Genomic DNA, 20,168 nt, shown 5'->3' with positions numbered 1-20,168 from the left:
GTCAAAAACGATTGCGAAAGTCAGCTATGTGCTATATAATGAACAAGTAGTTGTTTTCTAGTAATATAGAGCATTCTTTAGGGTACTGACCATGAAGGGGTCTCGTTCCTGAGAATGCAGCAGAGCGGAATGAGAAGGTCCGCTTTGCATAAATGAAGGGGGAAAATACAGATGACTGCGGTTATTATAGGGAGTATCGGCTTTTTATGCTGCTTCCTGTATGATCATAACAGTATCCGATTGAAAAAAAGCTTTCTTCATCCGTTTTTTAGCATAGGATGTTTCCTGATCGCAGTGTCAACAGGTCTGGTGATCCGGAGCTGCTGGCCGCGGCGGGGAAGTTCTTTTTTTATTTCTGCTGTTTTTCTGACAGCAGCGATCCTGTTTCTGGGACTGTTGATCTATACATTGTTTTTTGCGCTGCCCTTTGATGAGACATATGTCAAAGAAAATCATGAAAGGCTGGCCTATACAGAGGGTGTTTATGCACTCTGCCGACATCCTGGCGTTCTGTGGTTCGCCGGATTTTATTTTTGCCTGGCCGGATTTCTGGGATCCGGGAAGGCAATGGGGGCTTTTGGGGTCCTTATCGTGTGGAACATATTGTACATTTTTTACCAGGACAGGATCGTGTTTCCGGAAACATTCAGTAATTACGGAGCGTATCAGCAGACAACTCCCTTTCTGATCCCAGACCGAAACAGTACAGCTGCCTGCATGAAAACATGGCGAAAAGGGGGGAAAAGGCGGTGAGTCTTGGCGAAAAGCTTCGAAAACAGCAGTATGATGCTATCTGGAAAGAATATTGCGGATTTCTTGATCTGACAATGCAGGATTACATGAAGATCCAGAATCGCCTGATGGAAGAGCAGATCCAGCTCTGGTCAGACTGTGAACTGGGCAAAAGCATTCTGAAGGGCAGGAGACCATCCGGGATCGACGAGTTCCGTCGGCTGGTACCTCTTACCACTTATGAGGATTATGCGGATATGCTTCTCCAGAAGAGAAGTGAAACTCTTCCGGGGAATCCGATCATCTGGATACAGACGACCTGGGAAGGCGGACGCCATCCGATAAAGGTAGCACCATACACAAGAAGTATGCTGGATACTTACAGGAACAATGTAGTTGCCTGCCTCATATTAGCTACAAGCCGTGAAAAGGGCAAATTTGATGTGGAGGAAACGGACAAGATCCTTTACGGACTGGCACCGCTGCCTTTTGCTACCGGTCTTTTTCCACTGGCGCTGAAAGAAGATATCGACATCCGTTTTCTTCCGGAAGTGGAAGATGCGGTAAATATGAGCTTTGGTGAGCGGAACAAAGAGGGCTTCAAGATGGCCATGAAACAGGACGTGGAATTTTTCTTCGGACTTGGAAGTGTGGCCTATGCAGTAAGCCAGAGCCTCACCGGAAGCGTATCATCAGGAAAAAGCAAAATCTCCTTTTCGGAACTTCTGCAGTATAAACCAAAGATGCTGAAAAGGATCCTGAATGCCAAAAAGATCTGTAAGAAGGAGAAACGGGAGCTTCTTCCGAAAGACCTTTTTCGCCTGAAGGGATTTATGGTGGCAGGAACCGACAACCAGTGCTATAAGGATGATCTGGAGGAAATGTGGGGAGTTCGGCCCATGGAGCTTTTTGCAGGAACGGAACCTTCCATTATAGGAACCGAGACCTGGACCAGGAACGGAATGTACTTTTTCCCGGATACCTGCTTTTATGAATTTATCACCGAAAAGGATATGCTCCATAATTATGAGGATCCCACGTTCATTCCTCCGACCTATCTTATGGATGAGGTTGTTCCCGGGGAGAAATATGAGCTTGTGATCACTGTGTTGAAGGGCGGAGCCTTTGCCAGGTACCGTGTGGGAGATATGTATCGATGCGTGGGGCTTACCAACCAGGAGGATCGGACACAGATCCCAAGATTTGAGTACATAGACCGTGTTCCGTGGATCATTGATATCGCAGGCTTTACCAGGATTTCGGAAAATGGTATCAAAAGTGTGATCCAGCTGTCCGGGCAGCCGGTTACGGATTGGATCGCAGTGAAAGAATATAATGAGAAAAAACGCCCATATCTGCATCTTTATATAGAAGTAAAAAAAGAAGCGCTGATGTATCAGGCTATGAGCACGGATATTCTGAAAGAACTTCTGACCACGTATTTCAAATATATCGATCAGGATTACCGAGATCTGAAGAAAATCCTGGGAATGGATCCCCTTGTGGTGACCATCCTGCGCTGTGGTACCTTTCATCTGTATGAGTCCAGAAAAGGACGGAAACCACGGCATATGAGCACTCCTTATTATGAGGTGGCGGAACTTTTGAGACTGCAGGATGAGATCGGATTCGGAAATATGAGGAAGTAACTATGGAAAGCTATATATCATTTTCAATCATTTCAGTTTTTTTCTATACATTTATGATACTGACTCTTCTGGCTGGTAAGCGCAGCCGGATCATCAACAGTTTCATGTGTGTGCTGGGAGGAATGCTCTGCTGGACGCTGGGCTCTTTTCTGATGCGTATGGAAGCAGGCCCCTCTTACATCCTGTGGTATTATGTGTCTCTGGCAGGAATCCTGTTTCTGCCATATTTTTACTATGTGTTCATCAGCGAATTCATGGGAGTGCGTATGGGCAGAAAAAGCAAGATCCCATTGCTTTTGATGCTGCTGCTTTTTATGATCAACCTCCCGGGCGGGATCATCCTGCGCTGGCCAGATCTGATCCGTAAAAACGGTGGTGCGCATTTTGTTTATAAGATCACACCCTGGTTCCTTCTGTTCTTTGTGGTATCAGGGATCACCATTATCCAGATTTTTATTACCATGTACCGCGGATGCCGGAGACATCCCGGATACCGCAAACAGATCGAACCGATCCTTGTGGGGATACTGATCATTTTTGTGGGAAACCTTGCGCTGGCAGTGCCGGCATTTTCCGGATTTCCCATCGATATTGTCAGTGGTCTGATCAATGCTGTCCTGATGCTTTATGCACTGACCAGAAGACGGCTGTTCCAGATGCGCCGTCTTGCGTCAGATGGGGTTTGCTTTGGTGTGGGCGTGGTCCTGACGGTAGTACTGTTTATCAATCTTTCACCGTACCTGATGAGTTATATTCGAATGTTGCTCCCTGCAGCCAGTGAGTATCATGTGCTGATCTTTTCTTTCGTTTTTCTTATATCTGCATGGCTGGTCACAGTGCTGTGGAAATGTCTGATGAACAATGTTTTTATCAAAAAAGAGATCCAGCAGTCTCAGGAGCTGAAAGATTTCAGCCAGTCAGTATCCAGGACACTCCGGGTAGGAGAGATCCTGCGCAATACGGTAAATGTGCTGAAGGAAACTACCAATGCAGGACGGATCTATATTTGTCTGAGAGACAAAAAATCAGGGGAATATCAGGCTGTTTACAGCAACCGTCCGTTGAACGATCTGACCTTTTCGCTGAAAGCGGATAATCCGGTGGTCACCTGGCTTACCAGAAATGAGGACTGTGTGGTGATCCGGGATTTTCGTTCTTCCACAGCCTACAAATCCATGTGGGAGTCGGAGAAACATATGTTTTCAGAGCTGGGTATCGAATATTGTGCAGGTCTTCGACAAAATGATGATCTGGCCGGGATCATTGCGATTTCCGGTGACGGACACAGGAATCTGAACCATAATGACCTTGCCATGTTGTCTTCGGTCAGCTCAGTAGCTTCCATTGCCATCAAAAATGCCAGACTTTATGAGGCGGCATGGACTGAGGCAAGGACCGATGAACTGACGGGCCTTCTGAACCGGAAATATTTTTATGAGATCCTGGATGAGGAATACGAAAAAAATAAAGAGGGTTCGCTTGCACTGATTCTGTTCAATATTGATGATTTCAAGCTGTACAATCAGCTGTACGGAAATCAGCAGGGAGATGTTGCACTTCGAAAGGTGGCAGATATCATCCAGGCAAGTGTGGGAGAACAGGGATATGTGGCACGTCACAGTGCCAAGGAATTTGCGGTCCTGATGCCAAATTACGATATTTTTTCCGCCAGAAATCTGGCAGAATCCATACAGAAGCAGATCCTGCATATGCGCAACGATTCTGCAGACTACAAGCTGAAGATCCTTACGGTAAGCGTGGGAATCAGTGCGGCGCCTTATGCGGCACGCTCAGCAAAGGAGCTCCTGGATAATGCGGACCTGGCAGTATATCATGTAAAGCGCAGCGGTAAAAATGGCATCGAGATTTTTGACACCATGCTGAAGGAAAGCCTGGATGAAGAAAATGCGGGTAAGAAATCCGATCATGAACATATTTATCAGTCCTATGAATCCACGATCTATGCGCTGACTGCAGCCATTGATACCAAAGATCATTATACCTTCGGACATTCCAACAATGTGGCTTATTACGCAACAAGTCTTGCGAAGGCGCTGAACTATACAACGGAAATGGTGGAGATCATCCGTCAGGCGGCGCTTCTTCATGATGTTGGAAAGATCGGGATCCCGGAGCATATCCTGAATAAAGAAGGCAAGCTTACGGATGAAGAGTATGAGATCATGAAAGGTCATGTGGAAGCGTCCATCGGAATCATCCGTCACCTTCCGTCGCTGGATTATGTTATCCCTGCGGTTATCGGTCATCACGAACGTTATGATGGAAACGGCTATCCAAGGAGGATCGCGGGAGAAGATATCCCGGCATCTGCAAGGATCCTCTGCATCGCAGATTCCTTTGACGCCATGACATCCAAACGTTGTTATAAGGAATTGATGCCAGTGGAAAAAGCTCTTCGGATCATAAGAGAAGAGGAAGGAAAACAGTTCGATCCGGATATGGCGGAGGTATTTATCCACATATTTCGGGAAGGAAAGATCCATCTGGCAGAACCGGCGGAGCTGAAACGGGAAGAAAAAGCATAAAGAATATTAAGATTACGGGTCTGACAAGCTATGTCAGACCCGTTTTTGTGAAGAATATGAAGAAAGCTTTATTTATCATCTCCGGTAAGGCGAAGTACATCCCGGATCTCATCCACATTCATATCCAGGATCACGGCAAGCTCATCAATGGTGAATTTGGTGGCGTCATCATCGTCTGTGAGTTCTTTAACCGCAGCCTCCAGGTTTTCTACCTTGGATACCAGATAGTCGTCACGGAATTTCTGCTGTGTCTGTTCCTCAATGGCATGAAGGATCCCACTGCGGATACGACCACGCATCCAGGTGTCGTTTTTCTCCTGTGGGTCTGTCTCTTTGAGAGACGCCAGAAGGGCCAGATTTGCCTCCTGAATGAGATCGGCCAGGTGGATTTCCTCACAGTTCAGTTCAGTGGCCATCTGGGCTGCCTGAGCCATGTAGAACTGTGTCAGTGCACCTTCGGCAGCAGTGTCTCCCTTTGCAAAGGCCTGAAAGAGGGACGCAAGATCATCCGGATCAAGTCCCTCCGGGGAAAAGCTTTCCATATAGTCACTGAGATAAGCCTGTTCCTCGGCAGTAAGAGCAGCACGGGTACCCGGAAGCTCTTCCTTGTCGCTGGATTCGGATGAAACAGCATCTGCTCTGGCAGCGCCGGCAGCTTCATCGGCGCCTTCGATGGTGATCCCCTTTAATTTGAGATACTGCAGGATCTTTACAAGCTGTGAAGTGCTCAGATCCGATTCATCGAAATGATCACGGATCTGCTGCTGGGAGAGTTGCTTATTGTTTTCCTCAGCGATGGCACAGATGTCATTAAGCTTCTGCTGAAATAATTTTATATCCATGTAAAAACATCTCCTTATTATTTGCTTTTTTTCTTGACTTTAATTATGGTTTCATGATACCATAAGCCAGTCGCAAATGACAAGAAAACCTTTAAATAGGCGGAAAAAACGTGAAAAAAAGTTTTTTTAAAAAAATTCAAAAAAGGTGTTGACATTTGTAGATTGCTATAATATAATATCACTTGTCGTCAGGCAGGAAACGAAAACGAAACACAAACGAAGACGACAACAACTTAATAAAAACCATAAGTAAATGGTACATCGGGGTGTGGCTCAGCTTGGCTAGAGCGCCTGGTTTGGGACCAGGAGGCCGCAGGTTCGAATCCTGTCACCCCGACTGCTGTAAACTTATTACCGCAAGCATGCGGGTGTAGTTCAATGGTAGAACACCAGCCTTCCAAGCTGGATACGTGGGTTCGATTCCCATCACCCGCTTCTCTGAGAAGAGAGTATGTGTCTGTAGCTCAGCTGGATAGAGCAACGGCCTTCTAAGCCGTGGGTCGGGGGTTCGAATCCCTTCAGGCACGTTGTGGTGGGTATAGCGCAGTTGGTTAGCGCGCCAGATTGTGGCTCTGGAGGCCCAGGGTTCGAATCCCTGTATCCACCCTTCGCCCATTGGGCTATCGCCAAGCGGTAAGGCACAGCACTTTGACTGCTGCATTCGCTGGTTCGAATCCAGCTAGCCCAGTCCTTTTTATGGGGTATTAGCTCAGTCGGTAGAGCACTTGACTTTTAATCAAGTTGTCCGGGGTTCGAATCCCCGATGCCTCATTAGCGGAAAGCATTTGCTTTCCGTTATTTTTTTATCATCAGACAGGATGAAAATATAATTGAATATGCGGATATGGCGGAATTGGCAGACGCGCTGGTTTTAGGTACCAGTGGGCAACCGTGCAGGTTCAAGTCCTGTTATCCGCAGTGCTTAAGAGGCTTTCTATAAATCTGATTTATGGAAAGTCTTTTAATTTTTAGAATTATATTCACAGAAAAATGCCACATATGCATAATGATATGTGGCATTTTGACTCTATCGAATTTCTTAAATGACGTTACAGTTTCTCCCCTTCATTCACTTCCTCAATAAACACCTTCCCTTCCGCCTGCTGTTCCGCAAAATGAAATCGCAGTACAGCCTGAGGCCAGTTGAGTGTGATGATGGCTTTTTTGTCCCGTGTCTTTCCTGCGGCCTGGATCTGATCTACAAGGTCTGCGAGGACTTCACGGGTGAGATATCCGCCTCGCCAGTGGAAGGTGAATTCGCGGCCTTTTTTTGCGGCCTGGAGGGCACGTTTGTATACGTCTTCCAATTTGGTGAAGGATAGCTTTTTCTCACGGTAATAAAAGTGGTTTCCATCCGGGCAGGGAGGTGCCGGAGCGATCAGTGGTTCATGGTCACGAAAGATGTTTTTGTCATCCAGATTAAAATAATCGTAACGGATACTGGTTGAGCCGTCTTCGTTTTTGCCCAGAGTATTATCGAAGGTGGCATCCAGATGATAGTACTGTCCGTTGATCCGGACGATGTTCCAGGTATGACGGTATTTGATCCCTTTTTCCGGATTGTTCCCACAGATGGCGATAATACACCATACACCAAGGGCATCACAGAGAACCTTTACGGATTTGGCGATTCCCTCGCAGACACCGACACCATGGCCCAGAGGCCCGATGATCTCGTGGGAATATGGCTTTTTCAGCTTGTCGTAGCGGATATTTTCGCAGATGAAGTCATGGACATATTTTTCCTTATCCCACTCGGAAAACTTCATGGCGGGGCGCACGAGCTTGTCTACGCGCGCGCCCATGGCTTTCTGATGCTCCCGGATTTTATTTTTGTCGAAGATGTATTCAGGGATCAGTATCAGATTTGGCGAGTCCTTGTAATAACGGTATTTAAACCCCACAGCCCAGAAAATCTCCGGGTGATCAAGACGAAGCTGGAAAAATACATCATAGAGCCAGTTTCCATCGGTGGTTGGTACCTGAGGGATCAGGAACTCATCAGAAAGCTCCATAAGCCCGTGAAGCATTGCACGGTACACGTTTTGTTTATCTTTCGGCATTCTGCCGTAGTAATATTCTTCAGTCTGTTTCATATATAAAAATACGGAGACTCCTTTCCGGAAAAATAGATTTCAATCAAGGATTATAGCATAAAAAAACATGCAGGACTATCAGAAAAGATACACCCTGCATGTTTTTGGTATTGAATATTTTAGATCGAAAATAACTGTGAGCCTGGATCAGCCGTTATACAGCTGATAATACCGGCCCTTCTGTGCAAGCAGTTCCTCGTGGGAACCACGCTCGATGATGCGTCCCTGCTCCAGGACCATGATGCAGTCACTGTTGCGTACTGTGGAAAGTCTGTGGGCGATCACAAAGGTCGTCCTGCCTTCCATCAGCTTATCCATACCATCCTGTACAAGCTTTTCGGTACGGGTATCAATGGAGCTGGTGGCCTCGTCCAGGATCAGGACGGGCGGGTCTGCAACGGCTGCACGGGCAATGGAGAGAAGCTGCCTCTGGCCCTGACTTAAGTTTGCACCGTTTCCGCGAAGAAGGGTATTATAACCCTGCGGAAGCCTGCGGATGAAACCGTCGGCGTTGGCAAGCTTTGCTGCTGCGATAACCTCCTCATCTGTGGCATCCAGATTTCCGTAGCGGATATTTTCCATAACGGTTGCTGTGAACAGGTTGGTATCCTGAAGAACGATGCCCATGGAGCGTCTGAGATCATCTTTTTTGATTTTGGTGATGTTGATACCGTCATAACGGATCTTACCCTTCTGAATGTCGTAAAAACGGTTCAGAAGATTGGTGATGGTGGTTTTTCCGGCGCCGGTAGAGCCTACAAAAGCGATCTTCTGGCCTGGCTGTGCATACATGTTGATGTCATGGAGAACGATTTTGTTGGAATTATAACCAAAGTCTACATCCTCCAGGACCATATCACCCTTCAGCTCGATATAATCAGTGGTACCCTCAGCTTTGTGGAAATGCTTCCATGCCCAGCGGCCGGTACGTTTGCTGGATTCGGTAAGAACACCATTTTCCTCTTTTGCATTGACGAGAGTAACGTAGCCTTCATCCACTTCCGGCTTTTCATCCAGAAGATCAAAGATACGTTTTGCACCTGCAAGAGCCATAACAATACTGTTGAACTGCTGGCTGACCTGGTTGATAGGCATGTTGAAACTCTTATTGAAGGTCAGGAAGCTGGCAAGCCCGCCAAGTGTGAAGCTGCCGATGCCGTTGATGGCAAGGATACCGCCCACCATGGCGCAGATCACATAGCTGACATTTCCAAGCTGTGCGACTACCGGCATCAGGATGTTGGCAAAACGGTTTGCATTGTCTGCGCTGGTGAAAAGCTGGTCGTTCAGTTCATCGAATTTCCGGATGCTTTCGTCCTCATGGCAGAAGACCTTGACCACCTTCTGACCCTCCATCATCTCTTCGATATAACCATTGACAATACCAAGGTTGGTCTGCTGCTCCAGGAAATATTTTCCGCTCAGGCCTGCAAGCTTCCGGCTGGCAGTCATCATAATGGCAACCATAAGCAGGGTAACTACAGTAAGCGGAACATTCAGGATCAGCATACTTACAAGAACGCTGACGATGGTGATCACACTGGAAAGCAGCTGCGGAAAGCTCTGGCTGATCATCTGGCGCAGGGTATCAATGTCGTTGGTGTAGATGGACATGATATCGCCGTGTGCGTGAGTGTCGAAATATTTGATGGGAAGCGTTTCCATCGTTGCAAACATATCGTTTCGGAGGTTACGTAAGGTTCCCTGGGAAACATTGATCATGATACGGTTATAAGTATAGGTGGCAATAACACCAATGGCGTAAAAGCATGCCACACGTGCGATGGCTGCAGCCAGAGGCCCGAAATCCGGTGTATCTGCTGAGAGAAGAGGTGTGATGTACTGGTCGATCAGGGTTTTCATGAACATGGTTCCCTGTACATTGGCAAGAACACTGACAAAAATGCAGATCACCACGATCACGATATGGATACTGTAGTTTTTAAAGATATAACGGGCAAGGCGTCCCAGAAGCTTTCCCGGCTGTTCCGGTGTTCCCATACCCTTTGGACCAGGACCGCCCGGGCCTTTCATGTTCTGTTTTTTCAAGCCGGCTCACCTCCCTCGTCAAAATCACCGGCACCGCCGGTCTGTGAATGAAATACTTCCTGATAAATGGCATTGGTCTTAAGAAGCTCCTCGTGGGTACCAAAACCGTTGATCTCCCCGTTATCCATAACGATGATCCGGTCCGCATTCTGGATGCTGGAAACACGCTGTGCGATGATCAGCTTGGTGGTATCCGGGATTTCCTCAGCAAAAGCACGGCGGATCCTTGCGTCTGTGGCAGTATCTACTGCACTGGTGGAGTCATCCAGGATCAGTATCTTCGGCTTCTTCAGAAGAGCACGGGCGATACAGAGACGCTGCTTCTGGCCTCCGGAAACATTTGAGCCGCCCTGTTCAATGAAGGTGTTGTATTTGTCCGGCATTTTTTCGATGAAATCATCGGCACAGGCAAGCTGGCATGCACGGCGGCATTCCTCCTCTGTGGCATTTTTGTCACCCCAGCGGAGATTTTCCAGAATGGTTCCTGAGAAAAGTACATTCTTCTGAAGAACAACGGAAACCTGATTTCTGAGAGATTCCAGATGGTATTTACGGACGTCGATGCCTCCTACGGAAACAGAACCATCCGTTACGTCATAAAGACGGCTGATCAGGTTGACAAGGCTGGATTTTGCACTTCCGGTACCCCCGATGATCCCTATGGTCTCGCCGGAGCGGATCGAGATATTGATATCCTTCAGAACGGGTTCCTGACTGTCTTTCTTATAGCTGAAATTTACATGATCGAAGACGATACTTCCGTCCGGGACATCTGTTACCGGATCCTCCGGATCTGTGATGTCAGCAGTATCATTGATAACTTCCGTAACACGCTCTGCGCTGGCAATACTCATTGTCACCATAACAAAAACCATGGAAAGCATCATAAGGCTCATGAGAATGTTCATGCAGTAGGTGAGAAGGCTCATAAGCTCACCGGTAGTAAGGGAGCTGCCTACGATCATTTTGGCACCGAGCCAGCTGATCCCCAGGATACAGGCATAAACGGTAAACTGCATCAGGGGCATGTTCATGACAACGATCTTCTCAGCACTTAAGAACATTTCGTATACTTTGTTGCAGGCTTTCTGGAATTTACTGATCTCGTAGCCTTCGCGGACATAGGCCTTGACCACACGCACAGCGCCGATGTTTTCCTGGACACTTGCGTTCAGATCATCGTATTTACGGAACACGGCCTGGAAGTATACAGTGGCCTTCTGCATGATAAAGATCAGACAGCCACCGAGGAAGATAACAGCGACAAGATAGATGCTTGCAAGCTTTGCATTGATAAGAAATGCCATGACCATGGCACAGATCAGACTGGCCGGTGCACGGGTACACATACGAAGGATCATCTGATAGGCGTTCTGCAGGTTGGTCACATCTGTGGTAAGACGGGTGATCAGGCCGGCAGTGCTGTATTTGTCGATGTTGGAAAAAGAAAAGGTCTGGATGTTGGTGTACATGGCTTTTCGGAGGTTTCTGGCAAAGCCTGTGGAGGCTAGTGCTCCGTATTTTCCTCCCATGACGCCGGACCAGAGTCCGCACAGGGCAAGAGCTACCATAACTGCACCCATCCGATAGATATGGCCGATATTTCCGGCTTCCACACCCTTATCAATGATGGAAGCCATGGCCAGGGGGATCAGAGTCTCAAAGAGAACTTCCAGGATCATGAAAAAAGGCGTGAGAAACGATGCCTTTTTAAACTCCCTGACCTGGGCCAGAAGGGTTTTGAGCATAAAAAATCTCCTTTCTTTACTGTTCAAAAGACAGCACTACTGGAAAGGATTCCGGGCTGCTATAGAACAGATATATTGTTCAGCTACTATTATCGGGGAAATTATTTTTAATGTCAAGATAAACATGTGCGAAATGCTTGACACAACATCCTTTAAGCGGTATATTAAAAGTTAATATTCGCCTGTAGAACAGGGAAGGAATGGGATTCAGATCCCTTTAGAGGGTCTATATAGAGTTAAATTTTTGCAGGGAGGATTTTATATGGAAATCAGACAGTCAGCGGAGGATTATCTTGAGTCAATTCTGGTTTTATCCAAAAAAGGCGGAGGAGTTCGTTCTATTGATATTGCGACCAGACTTGGTGTTTCCAAGCCAAGCGTCAGTCACGCAATGAAGCTTCTTCGTGAGGATGGTTATATTGCCATGGACCGTTACGGTACCGTGACACTTCTGGAGAAGGGGGCGGAGATCGCCAATCAGATTTATGAGCGTCACATTGTTCTTGCCAGGATGCTGGAGGGACTTGGGGTTCCGGCAGAGATCGCAATGGAGGATGCCTGCAAGATGGAGCACGACATCAGTCAGGAGAGCTTTGAGAAGATCAAGGCACATTATAATAACTTCATTAAGAAAGAAGAAGCAGCAGAATAAGAAACATGCAGACAGGCAGCCGGAAGGTAAAATACCAAACCGGCTGCCTGTTTTTTATTTATTATCTTTTTCTTTTTCCGGCAGCTGTGCCAGGATGATGGCTGCAAACATGATGACACATCCAAGGAGCTCTTTTATGGAAAGCTTCTGATTCAGGAGCACCCAGCCTGCAAGCACGGAGATGCAGGATTCAAGAGAAAGGATCAGAGAAGCAACGGTGGGATTCACATTTTTCTGGCCTACGACCTGCAGGGTGTAGGCAACACCGCAGGACATTACACCAGCATACAGGATCGGCAGCCAGGCAGTGAGAATGGAAGAAATCTGCGGATGTTCCAGAATAAGTGCCGGGATCATGGACAGGATCCCGCAGACAAGAAACTGGATACAGGAAAGCTTTACACCGTCTGCCTTCGGGGAAAAATAGTCAATCACCAGAATGTGCAGGGAAAAGAGAAAAGCACATACCAGCACCAGAATATCTCCGAGGCCAATGGAAAATCCGTCTGTGATGCAGAGAAGATAAAGTCCGACCAGTGCCATGACAACGGCTGCCCATATAAAGGGACTGCATTTCTTTTTCAGGAAAATTCCGATGATCGGGACGATGACAATGTAACAGGCGGTGATGAATCCGGCTTTTCCTACTGTTGTGTACTGGATGCCAAACTGCTGGAAGCTGCTGGCAGCAAAAAGAGCAAATCCGCAGGCAATGCCGCCCAGCCACAGGTCACGGCTGTTATATGGAGTGGGGGATACAGCTTTTTCTGAAGGTGTTGATGAGGATTCCGGTATTGCGGAGTCTGTGGCAGCAGAGGATTTATTTCCGGAACGGTTCAGGATAAAGAGCACTGGAACCAGGACAGCGGCGCCGATCAGGGAACGGACGCCGTTGAAGGTGAAGGGGCCAACATATTCCATGCCCACACTCTGGGCAACAAAGGCGATTCCCCAGATCGTTGCGGCCAGAAGCAGGCAGAGAGAATTTTTCAGAGGCATTTTCTGTGAGTTCATGATAAAAAATCCTTTCGTTTATTAGGTATTATGTGATCAAAGCAGTATATAACAAAAGACCCCGGGGAACTTATATAGCTTCCCGGGGCATTCTTATGATCTGTCAGAACAATGTCCAACAAAATTAGTTCTGATTCTGGTTATTCTTAACTTCTGCAAGCTTCATGGCACGAACCTTCAGCGGCAGACCGAACAGAGTGATGAATCCGTCTGCATCATGATGATCATACATATCACCGGTTGTGAAGGAAGCAAGAGACTCATTGTAAAGGCTGTACGGAGAGGTTGTACCATTCTTGATGATGTTTCCTTTGTAAAGCTTGAATTTAACCTCACCGGTAACATATTTCTGAGTGGACTCAACAAATGCCTGGATAGCCTCACGGAGAGGTGTGTACCATTTTCCTTCGTAAACAACCTGTGCAAACTGGCTGCCAAGCTTTTTCTTGGCTTCCATTGTCTCACGGTCAAGGATCAGCTCCTCAAGCTGGTCATGTGCTGCCATCAGGATCGTTCCGCCAGGAGTTTCATAAACGCCACGGGATTTCATACCAACAACACGGTTCTCAACAATATCAACGATACCGATGCCGTTCTCACCGCCAAGCTTGTTCAGCTCTGTGATGATCTCGGAAACCTTCATTGCTTTTCCATTGAGTGTTTTCGGAACGCCCTGCTCGAATGTCATGGTGATCTCAGTTTCTTTATCCGGAGCCTTCTCAGGTGTTACACTTAATACAAGCATGTCATCATAGTTCGGAGCCTGGGATGGATCCTCAAGCTCAAGTCCCTCATGGCTGATGTGCCAGAGGTTTCTGTCACGGCTGTAGCTGTGGCTTGCATCAAATGGAAGAGTGATGCCATGAGCCTTACAGAACTCGATCTCATCTTCACGGGACTGCATGGTCCACAGATCTGTCATACGCCATGGAGCAATGATCTTGATGTCCGGAGCGAGAGCCTTGATGCCAAGTTCGAAACGGATCTGGTCATTTCCTTTACCGGTAGCACCGTGGCAGATAGCAACGGCACCCTCTTTACGTGCGATCTCAACCAGCTTCTTGGCAATGACCGGACGAGCCATGGAAGTTCCGAGAAGATAGGAATGCTCGTATACAGCACCAGCCTCTACACACGGCATGATGAAGTCATCGCAGAACTCATCGACGATATCCTCGATATATAATTTGGAAGCACCGGACATTTTTGCTCTCTCTTCAAGACCGTCCAGCTCGTTTCCCTGTCCGCAGTTTACACAGCAGCAGACAACGTCATAATCAAAGGTTTCTTTCAGCCACGGGATAAGGGCTGTGGTATCAAGACCACCGGAATACGCTAAAACAACTTTTTCTTTCATAATATATGTCCTCCTGGGATTTTTTTGATTTTGTATCGCTCCGGACATTTCCGGGACGGTGAATTTTTTTACGTTATCTGGAAAAAAATTATGCTGTTTTATAACTTTACCAGAGTGAATAAATATTCATGTACAACAAAACAAAATTTTCGGCTGTCCTGTCGACATGGCTTAATATACACCAGATTTTATAAATATGCAAGAGATAATTTGAAAAATATGAAAAAAAATTTGCATAAAAATACATCTAAAAGTAGGCGGTATTATAAGAAAATACAGGAAAAACAGAAAAGACCGTGAAAAATCAAAGAAAATGACTATTGCATAATATGCAGAGAAGATGTATAATCTATCCATTGATAAGATGGACATATGAGCTGGCAGTACAGACAGGTTTAAGATGTCCGTCTGACCTGTGCAGAAGATTCAGATATCAGAAGACATAAAAAAGAGGCATAAATAAGAATAGCAAGCGCTTCTGCAGGGTGTATAAAGCCGTAGAAAAACGGCAGAGGAGGAATGTGAAAGATGATTAAAGCAGGAATTATCGGTGCGACAGGATACGCAGGAAATGAGATCGTAAGACTTCTTCTTGGACACAAGGACGTTGAGATCAAATGGTTCGGCTCCCGAAGCTACATAGATCAGCAGTATGCAGATATTTATCAGAATTTTTTCAGGCTGGTGGATGCCAAATGTATGGATGACAACATGGCTGCACTTGCAGATGAGGTGGATGTGATCTTTACCGCAACACCACAGGGCCTTTGTGCATCCCTTATTAATGAAGAAATCCTTTCCAAATGTAAGGTGATCGACTTAAGCGCAGATTTCCGTATTAAAGATGTGAAAAAATATGAGAAGTGGTACGGGATCGAGCATAAGGCTCCGCAGTTTATCGAGGAAGCTGTTTATGGCCTCTGCGAGATTAACCGTGAGGATATTAAGAATGCAAGGCTGATCGCCAACCCGGGATGCTATCCGACATGCTCCACACTGTCTATTTATCCGCTGTTAAAGGAAGGCCTCATTGATCCGAATACCATTATCATTGATGCCAAGTCCGGAACCTCCGGAGCAGGAAGAGGAGCCAAGGTTCCGAATCTCTACTGTGAGGTAAACGAGAGCATCAAAGCTTACGGTGTTGCCACACACAGACATACACCGGAGATCGAGGATCAGCTTGGATATGCATGCGGACAGGAAGTGATGATCAACTTTACCCCGCATCTTGTTCCGATGAACCGTGGAATCCTGGTAACAGCATATGCCTCCCTGACCAAGGATGTTACCTATGAGGAAGTAAAAGCAGCCTATGACAAATATTATAAAGACGAGTTCTTTGTACGTGTCCTGAACAAGGATGTATGCCCGCAGACAAGAAATGTAGAAGGCAGCAATTTTGTGGACGTGAACTTCAAGATCGATCCGAGAACAAAGAGAGTCATCATGATGGGCGCTATCGACAACCTGGTAAAGGGTGCAGCAGGACAGGCTGTTCAGAACATGAACCTGATGTTTGGATTTGACGAGAACGAAGGACTGAAACAGATTCCGATGTGCCCGTAAAACAGGCAGATCACAAATAAAATATGGGGGATGCCGAAGGACTTTAAACGAATGAACTGCGATATTCGATCCGGCATCACCATTGAGAGGAGATATATAATATGAAGATCATCGACGGCGGCGTTACAGCCGCAAAAGGTTTTAAGGCAGCGTCAACTGCAGCAGAGATCAAATATAAAGGCCGTACCGATATGGCCATGGTATTCAGTGAGGTTCCCTGTGTGGCTGCAGGAACCTTCACGACCAATGTGGTAAAAGCAGCTCCTGTAAGATGGGATCAGGACATTGTATACAACCACCCGGGTGCAAGAGCTGTGATCTGCAACAGCGGAATCGCCAACGCATGTACCGGTGAGGAAGGATTCGGCTATTGCAGGGAAACCGCCAAGGCAGCATCCGAAAGCCTTGGGATCCCGGAAGACAGCGTACTGGTAGCATCCACAGGTGTCATTGGAATGCAGCTTCCGATCGACCGTATCGCAAACGGAGTAAAAGCTATGGCACCGAAGCTTGAGGGAAGCCGCGAGGCAGGCCTTGAGGCAGCAAAAGCCATCATGACAACAGATACCGAGAAGAAAGAGGCAGCGGTAGAGATCGAGATCGGTGGAAAAACCGTAACGGTAGGCGGTATGTGCAAGGGCTCCGGAATGATCCACCCCAACATGTGCACGATGCTTGGATTTATCACCAGTGATGTGGATATCTCCAAGGAGCTTCTTCAGGAAGCACTCAGCGAGGATATCAAGGACACCTACAACATGGTATCTGTTGACGGAGATACCTCCACAAACGACACTGTCCTCCTCCTTGCAAACGGCCAGGCCGGCAATCCGAAGATCACAGAGAAAAACGCAGATTATGAAGAGTTCAAAAAAGCTCTTAACTACGTAAACACAACCCTTGCCAAAAAGATCGCAGGTGACGGAGAAGGCGCAACTGCACTCTTCGAGGTCAAGGTCATCGGCGCAGCCACCAAGGCAGAAGCCGTAACCTTAAGTAAATCCGTAGTAACCTCTTCCTTAACAAAGGCAGCCATCTACGGCCACGACGCAAACTGGGGAAGAATCCTCTGCGCCCTCGGCTACTCCGGCGTCCAGTTCGATCCGGAAAAGGTAGATCTCTACTTTGAGAGCAAAGCAGGAAAGATCAAGATCATTGAAAATGGAGTTTCTACAGGCTACAGCGAAGAGGAAGCAACTAAGATCCTCTCAGAAGAGGCAGTGACAGCCATCGCGGATATGAAGATGGGAGATGCATCCGCAACTGCGTGGGGATGCGACCTCACCTATGATTACATAAAGATCAATGCGGATTATCGTTCTTGATGTAAGAGCTTTGTAGAATGTTTTTTATGGTGGATTTTAGTTGTAGTTTTGTTTCAGTTTGTAAGCTGAGAAAACCCTTAGGGGGAGCGAGCTCAAAGTTGCGAAGCCCGCACGCTCCCCCTAAGAACCCCCTCCGTTGGGCACGCTTGGCTGTAGCATGTAGAACTTCAGTCGCCGAAGGCAGACTGACGAGCTGTTCGCCTTCGGCGAAAGCGCGTCGGAAGCGGCTGTCTGCGACAGCCTGTCCGCAGCAGGCGCTTTGCCCGCAACGCGGGCAACAGCCCGTTCCCCGTGGCCGGAGGGGAGGAGCGCGAGGAGGGGAAACGGCCTTCGGAACTCCGAGTGCCTCCCCTCCTCGCAAATCCACAGCTGTCAGCTGAGACAAAATTATAATAAAAAAGAAATCCCTCCAACATACAACAACAAAACCTTTTTCAATCCATATCATTTTTCAAAAAAAGGAGACACCCACATGGTAAATCAGAAATATCTTGACAAAGCAGAGGTTCTCATAGAAGCCCTGCCATACATCCAGCGGTTCAACCGCAAGATCGTAGTCATCAAATACGGCGGAAGCGCCATGCTTGATGAAGAATTAAAGCGTAACGTTATCAAGGACGCAGTCCTTCTGAAATTAGTCGGTTTCAAACCGATCATTGTTCACGGCGGCGGCAAGGAAATCAGTCGCTGGGTCGGTAAAGTCGGCATGGAGCCGCATTTTGTAAACGGTCTCCGTGTAACGGACAAAGACACTATGGAGATCGCAGAGATGGTTCTTGCAAAAGTAAACAAGGAGCTTGTTACTCTGGTAGAATCTCTCGGCGTACAGGCTGTAGGTGTCAGCGGTAAGGACGGCGGTCTTCTCCAGTGCAAAAAGAAGCTTTCCAAAGGCGAAGACATCGGCTACGTAGGTGAGGTTACAAAAGTTAATCCGAAGATCCTTCATGACCTTCTGGAAAGAGATTTCCTTCCGATCGTATTCCCGATCGGCTTTGACGAAAATTTTGATTCCTACAATATCAATGCGGACGATGCAGCCTGCGCCATTGCAGAGGCAGTTGAGGCAGAGAAGCTTGCCTTCCTGTCCGATATTGAGGGCGTTTACAGGGATGCAGATGATCCCTCCACTCTGATCTCCGAGCTTCGTGTAGATGAGGCTGAGAATCTGATCTCAGATGGTACTGTGGGTGGTGGAATGATCCCGAAGCTGAAAAACTGTATCGACGCTATCGAGCATGGTGTAAACAGAGTCCATATCCTGGATGGAAGGATCCCGCACAGCTTACTGCTTGAGATCTTTACAAACAAAGGTATTGGTACTGCAATTTTAAAAGATGATGGGGAGAAATATTACAATGAGCATGAATGAACAGATGGAAGAATCTGAAGCCAGTATTCTTCATACATATAATCGTTTTCCGGTAGTTTTTGAAAAAGGCGATGGCTGTTACCTCTATGATTCCGAAGGAAAGGAATATCTGGATTTTGCGGCCGGTATCGCTGTAAATGCTCTGGGATATCATTATCCGGGCTATGACGAAGCATTGAAATCCCAGATTGACAAGCTGATGCATATTTCCAACCTGTACTACAATGAGCCGATCATTGATGCAGGAGCCAGACTTGTACAGGCAAGCCATATGGAAAAGGCTTTCTTCACAAACAGTGGTACAGAGGCCATTGAGGGTGCTCTGAAGGCTGCCAAGAAATATGCCTACGAAAGAGATGGCCATGCAGACCATGAGATCATTGCCATGAACCATTCCTTCCACGGCCGCAGCATCGGCGCTCTTTCCGTGACAGGCAATGCACATTACAGAGAACCCTTTGAGCCTCTGATGGGTGGGGTGAAATTTGCAGATTTCAATGATCTTGAGAGTGTAAAAGCTCAGATCACAGATAAGACCTGTGCCATCATCACCGAGACCGTACAGGGAGAAGGAGGTATTTATCCGGCTACAAAAGAGTTCCTGGAAGGCTTACGTAAGCTTTGTGATGAGAAGGATATCATCCTGATCCTGGACGAGATCCAGTGCGGTATGGGACGTACCGGACATTATTTTGCATGGCAGGCATATGGAGTACAGCCGGATATCATGACCTGTGCCAAAGCACTTGGCTGTGGTGTTCCGGTAGGTGCTTTTGTGCTGAACAAAAAAGCAGCTGCAGCTTCCCTGAAGCCAGGCGACCACGGAACCACTTACGGTGGAAATCCCTTCGTATGTGCAGCAGTCAGCAAGGTATTTGACATTTTTGAAAAAGATCAGATCCTTTCCCATGTGCAGGGACTTACTCCGTATTTTGAGGAGAAGCTGGACGAACTAGTTGCAAAGCATGACTGTGCAGAAACAAGAAGAGGCAAAGGCTTCATGCAGGGTATCGTGATCAAGGGACGTCCGGTAGGAGATGTGGTGAAAAAAGCTCTTGCAAAGGGCCTTCTGGTGATCTCAGCAGGAAGTGATGTTCTCCGCCTTGTTCCTCCTCTTGTGATCACAAAAGAGGATATCGACAAGATGGCAGAGATCCTTGACGAGTGTATGGAATAATAAAAAAATAACAGATACAAAAGCAGCAGTATTTTCCGGAAAG

14 protein-coding genes and 7 tRNA genes are annotated in these 20,168 nt (G+C 47.1%); 15 read left to right on the top strand and 6 right to left on the bottom strand.

Going from position 1 to position 20,168, the window contains the following annotated elements:
- Positions 1-171 precede the first annotated feature (171 nt).
- The 3 genes from NE638_RS11245 to NE638_RS11235 are packed head-to-tail and all read left to right on the top strand — an operon-like array spanning position 172 to position 4,927.
- A complete protein-coding gene (locus NE638_RS11245) occupies positions 172-753 on the top strand; it encodes a hypothetical protein (RefSeq protein WP_173746203.1) in 582 nt (193 codons plus the stop codon).
- Positions 750-2,381, top strand: coding sequence for a GH3 family domain-containing protein (locus NE638_RS11240; protein WP_173746202.1), 1,632 nt, complete (start codon positions 750-752; stop codon positions 2,379-2,381). The genes NE638_RS11245 and NE638_RS11240 overlap by 4 nt, the downstream gene beginning before the upstream one ends.
- 2 nt (positions 2,382-2,383) lie before the next feature.
- Positions 2,384-4,927 carry a histidine kinase N-terminal 7TM domain-containing diguanylate cyclase/phosphohydrolase gene (locus NE638_RS11235; RefSeq protein WP_173746201.1) on the top strand — a complete coding sequence of 848 codons (2,544 nt, stop codon included), beginning with the start codon at positions 2,384-2,386 and terminating at the stop codon, positions 4,925-4,927.
- Positions 4,928-4,995: 68 nt separating this feature from the next.
- On the opposite strand, the gene NE638_RS11230 is transcribed toward NE638_RS11235, so the two are convergent.
- Complete coding sequence (locus NE638_RS11230) at positions 4,996-5,769, bottom strand: hypothetical protein (RefSeq protein ID WP_173746200.1); 774 nt, start codon at positions 5,767-5,769, stop codon at positions 4,996-4,998.
- 262 nt (positions 5,770-6,031) lie between these two features.
- On the opposite strand from NE638_RS11230, the gene NE638_RS11225 reads away from it, so the two are divergent.
- From NE638_RS11225 to NE638_RS11195, 7 genes are all read left to right on the top strand, one after another.
- A tRNA-Pro gene (locus tag NE638_RS11225) sits at positions 6,032-6,106 on the top strand.
- A gap of 27 nt (positions 6,107-6,133) precedes the next feature.
- Positions 6,134-6,204 (top strand) — tRNA-Gly (locus NE638_RS11220).
- 18 nt (positions 6,205-6,222) lie between these two features.
- Positions 6,223-6,296 (top strand) — tRNA-Arg (locus NE638_RS11215).
- Between the two features lie 5 nt (positions 6,297-6,301).
- Positions 6,302-6,375, top strand: a tRNA-His gene (locus NE638_RS11210).
- A 10-nt stretch (positions 6,376-6,385) separates the two neighbouring features.
- Positions 6,386-6,457: transfer RNA gene (locus NE638_RS11205), tRNA-Gln, on the top strand.
- Positions 6,458-6,467: 10 nt separating this feature from the next.
- Positions 6,468-6,540: transfer RNA gene (locus NE638_RS11200), tRNA-Lys, on the top strand.
- Positions 6,541-6,607: 67 nt separating this feature from the next.
- A tRNA-Leu gene (locus tag NE638_RS11195) sits at positions 6,608-6,687 on the top strand.
- Between the two features lie 131 nt (positions 6,688-6,818).
- Here NE638_RS11195 and NE638_RS11190 read toward each other — a convergent pair.
- From NE638_RS11190 to NE638_RS11180, 3 genes are all read right to left on the bottom strand, one after another.
- Complete coding sequence (locus NE638_RS11190; RefSeq protein ID WP_118608102.1) at positions 6,819-7,865, bottom strand: transglutaminase domain-containing protein; 1,047 nt, start codon at positions 7,863-7,865, stop codon at positions 6,819-6,821.
- A 147-nt stretch (positions 7,866-8,012) separates the two neighbouring features.
- On the bottom strand, positions 8,013-9,899 hold the full coding sequence (locus tag NE638_RS11185) for an ABC transporter ATP-binding protein (protein ID WP_173746207.1): 1,887 nt from the start codon (positions 9,897-9,899) through the stop codon (positions 8,013-8,015).
- Positions 9,900-9,910: 11 nt separating this feature from the next.
- A complete protein-coding gene (locus tag NE638_RS11180) occupies positions 9,911-11,662 on the bottom strand; it encodes an ABC transporter ATP-binding protein (RefSeq protein WP_173746199.1) in 1,752 nt (583 codons plus the stop codon).
- 262 nt (positions 11,663-11,924) lie between these two features.
- On the opposite strand from NE638_RS11180, the gene NE638_RS11175 reads away from it, so the two are divergent.
- Positions 11,925-12,314, top strand: coding sequence for a metal-dependent transcriptional regulator (locus NE638_RS11175; RefSeq protein WP_015526009.1), 390 nt, complete (start codon positions 11,925-11,927; stop codon positions 12,312-12,314).
- Positions 12,315-12,368: 54 nt separating this feature from the next.
- On the opposite strand, the gene NE638_RS11170 is transcribed toward NE638_RS11175, so the two are convergent.
- Together NE638_RS11170 and NE638_RS11165 are read right to left on the bottom strand one after the other, a co-directional pair.
- Positions 12,369-13,313 (bottom strand): DMT family transporter, encoded by a 945-nt coding sequence (locus NE638_RS11170; protein ID WP_442863825.1) that lies wholly within the window; start codon positions 13,311-13,313, stop codon positions 12,369-12,371.
- Positions 13,314-13,452: 139 nt separating this feature from the next.
- Positions 13,453-14,685, bottom strand: coding sequence for an argininosuccinate synthase (locus tag NE638_RS11165; RefSeq protein WP_015526007.1), 1,233 nt, complete (start codon positions 14,683-14,685; stop codon positions 13,453-13,455).
- A 528-nt stretch (positions 14,686-15,213) separates the two neighbouring features.
- On the opposite strand from NE638_RS11165, the gene argC reads away from it, so the two are divergent.
- The 4 genes from argC to NE638_RS11145 all read left to right on the top strand — a co-directional run bounded on the left by argC (position 15,214) and on the right by NE638_RS11145 (position 20,125).
- The gene (argC, locus tag NE638_RS11160; RefSeq protein WP_015526006.1) at positions 15,214-16,254 is read left to right on the top strand and encodes an N-acetyl-gamma-glutamyl-phosphate reductase; all 1,041 of its coding nucleotides are present in this window, start codon (positions 15,214-15,216) and stop codon (positions 16,252-16,254) included.
- 101 nt (positions 16,255-16,355) lie between these two features.
- A complete protein-coding gene (argJ, locus tag NE638_RS11155) occupies positions 16,356-17,579 on the top strand; it encodes a bifunctional glutamate N-acetyltransferase/amino-acid acetyltransferase ArgJ (protein ID WP_021650304.1) in 1,224 nt (407 codons plus the stop codon).
- Between the two features lie 472 nt (positions 17,580-18,051).
- Positions 18,052-18,948: an acetylglutamate kinase gene (gene argB / locus NE638_RS11150; protein WP_022426393.1), complete on the top strand. Its 897-nt coding sequence runs from the start codon at positions 18,052-18,054 to the stop codon at positions 18,946-18,948.
- Positions 18,935-20,125, top strand: coding sequence for an aspartate aminotransferase family protein (locus NE638_RS11145; protein ID WP_015526003.1), 1,191 nt, complete (start codon positions 18,935-18,937; stop codon positions 20,123-20,125). The genes argB and NE638_RS11145 overlap by 14 nt, the downstream gene beginning before the upstream one ends.
- Positions 20,126-20,168 lie beyond the last annotated feature (43 nt).

It is taken from the genome of Blautia sp. MSK.18.38 (assembly GCF_024460535.1).
In the GTDB taxonomy this organism is placed as follows: Bacteria; Bacillota; Clostridia; order Lachnospirales; family Lachnospiraceae; genus Blautia_A; species Blautia_A fusiformis.
This window is presented reverse-complemented; position numbering and strand designations above follow the sequence as displayed.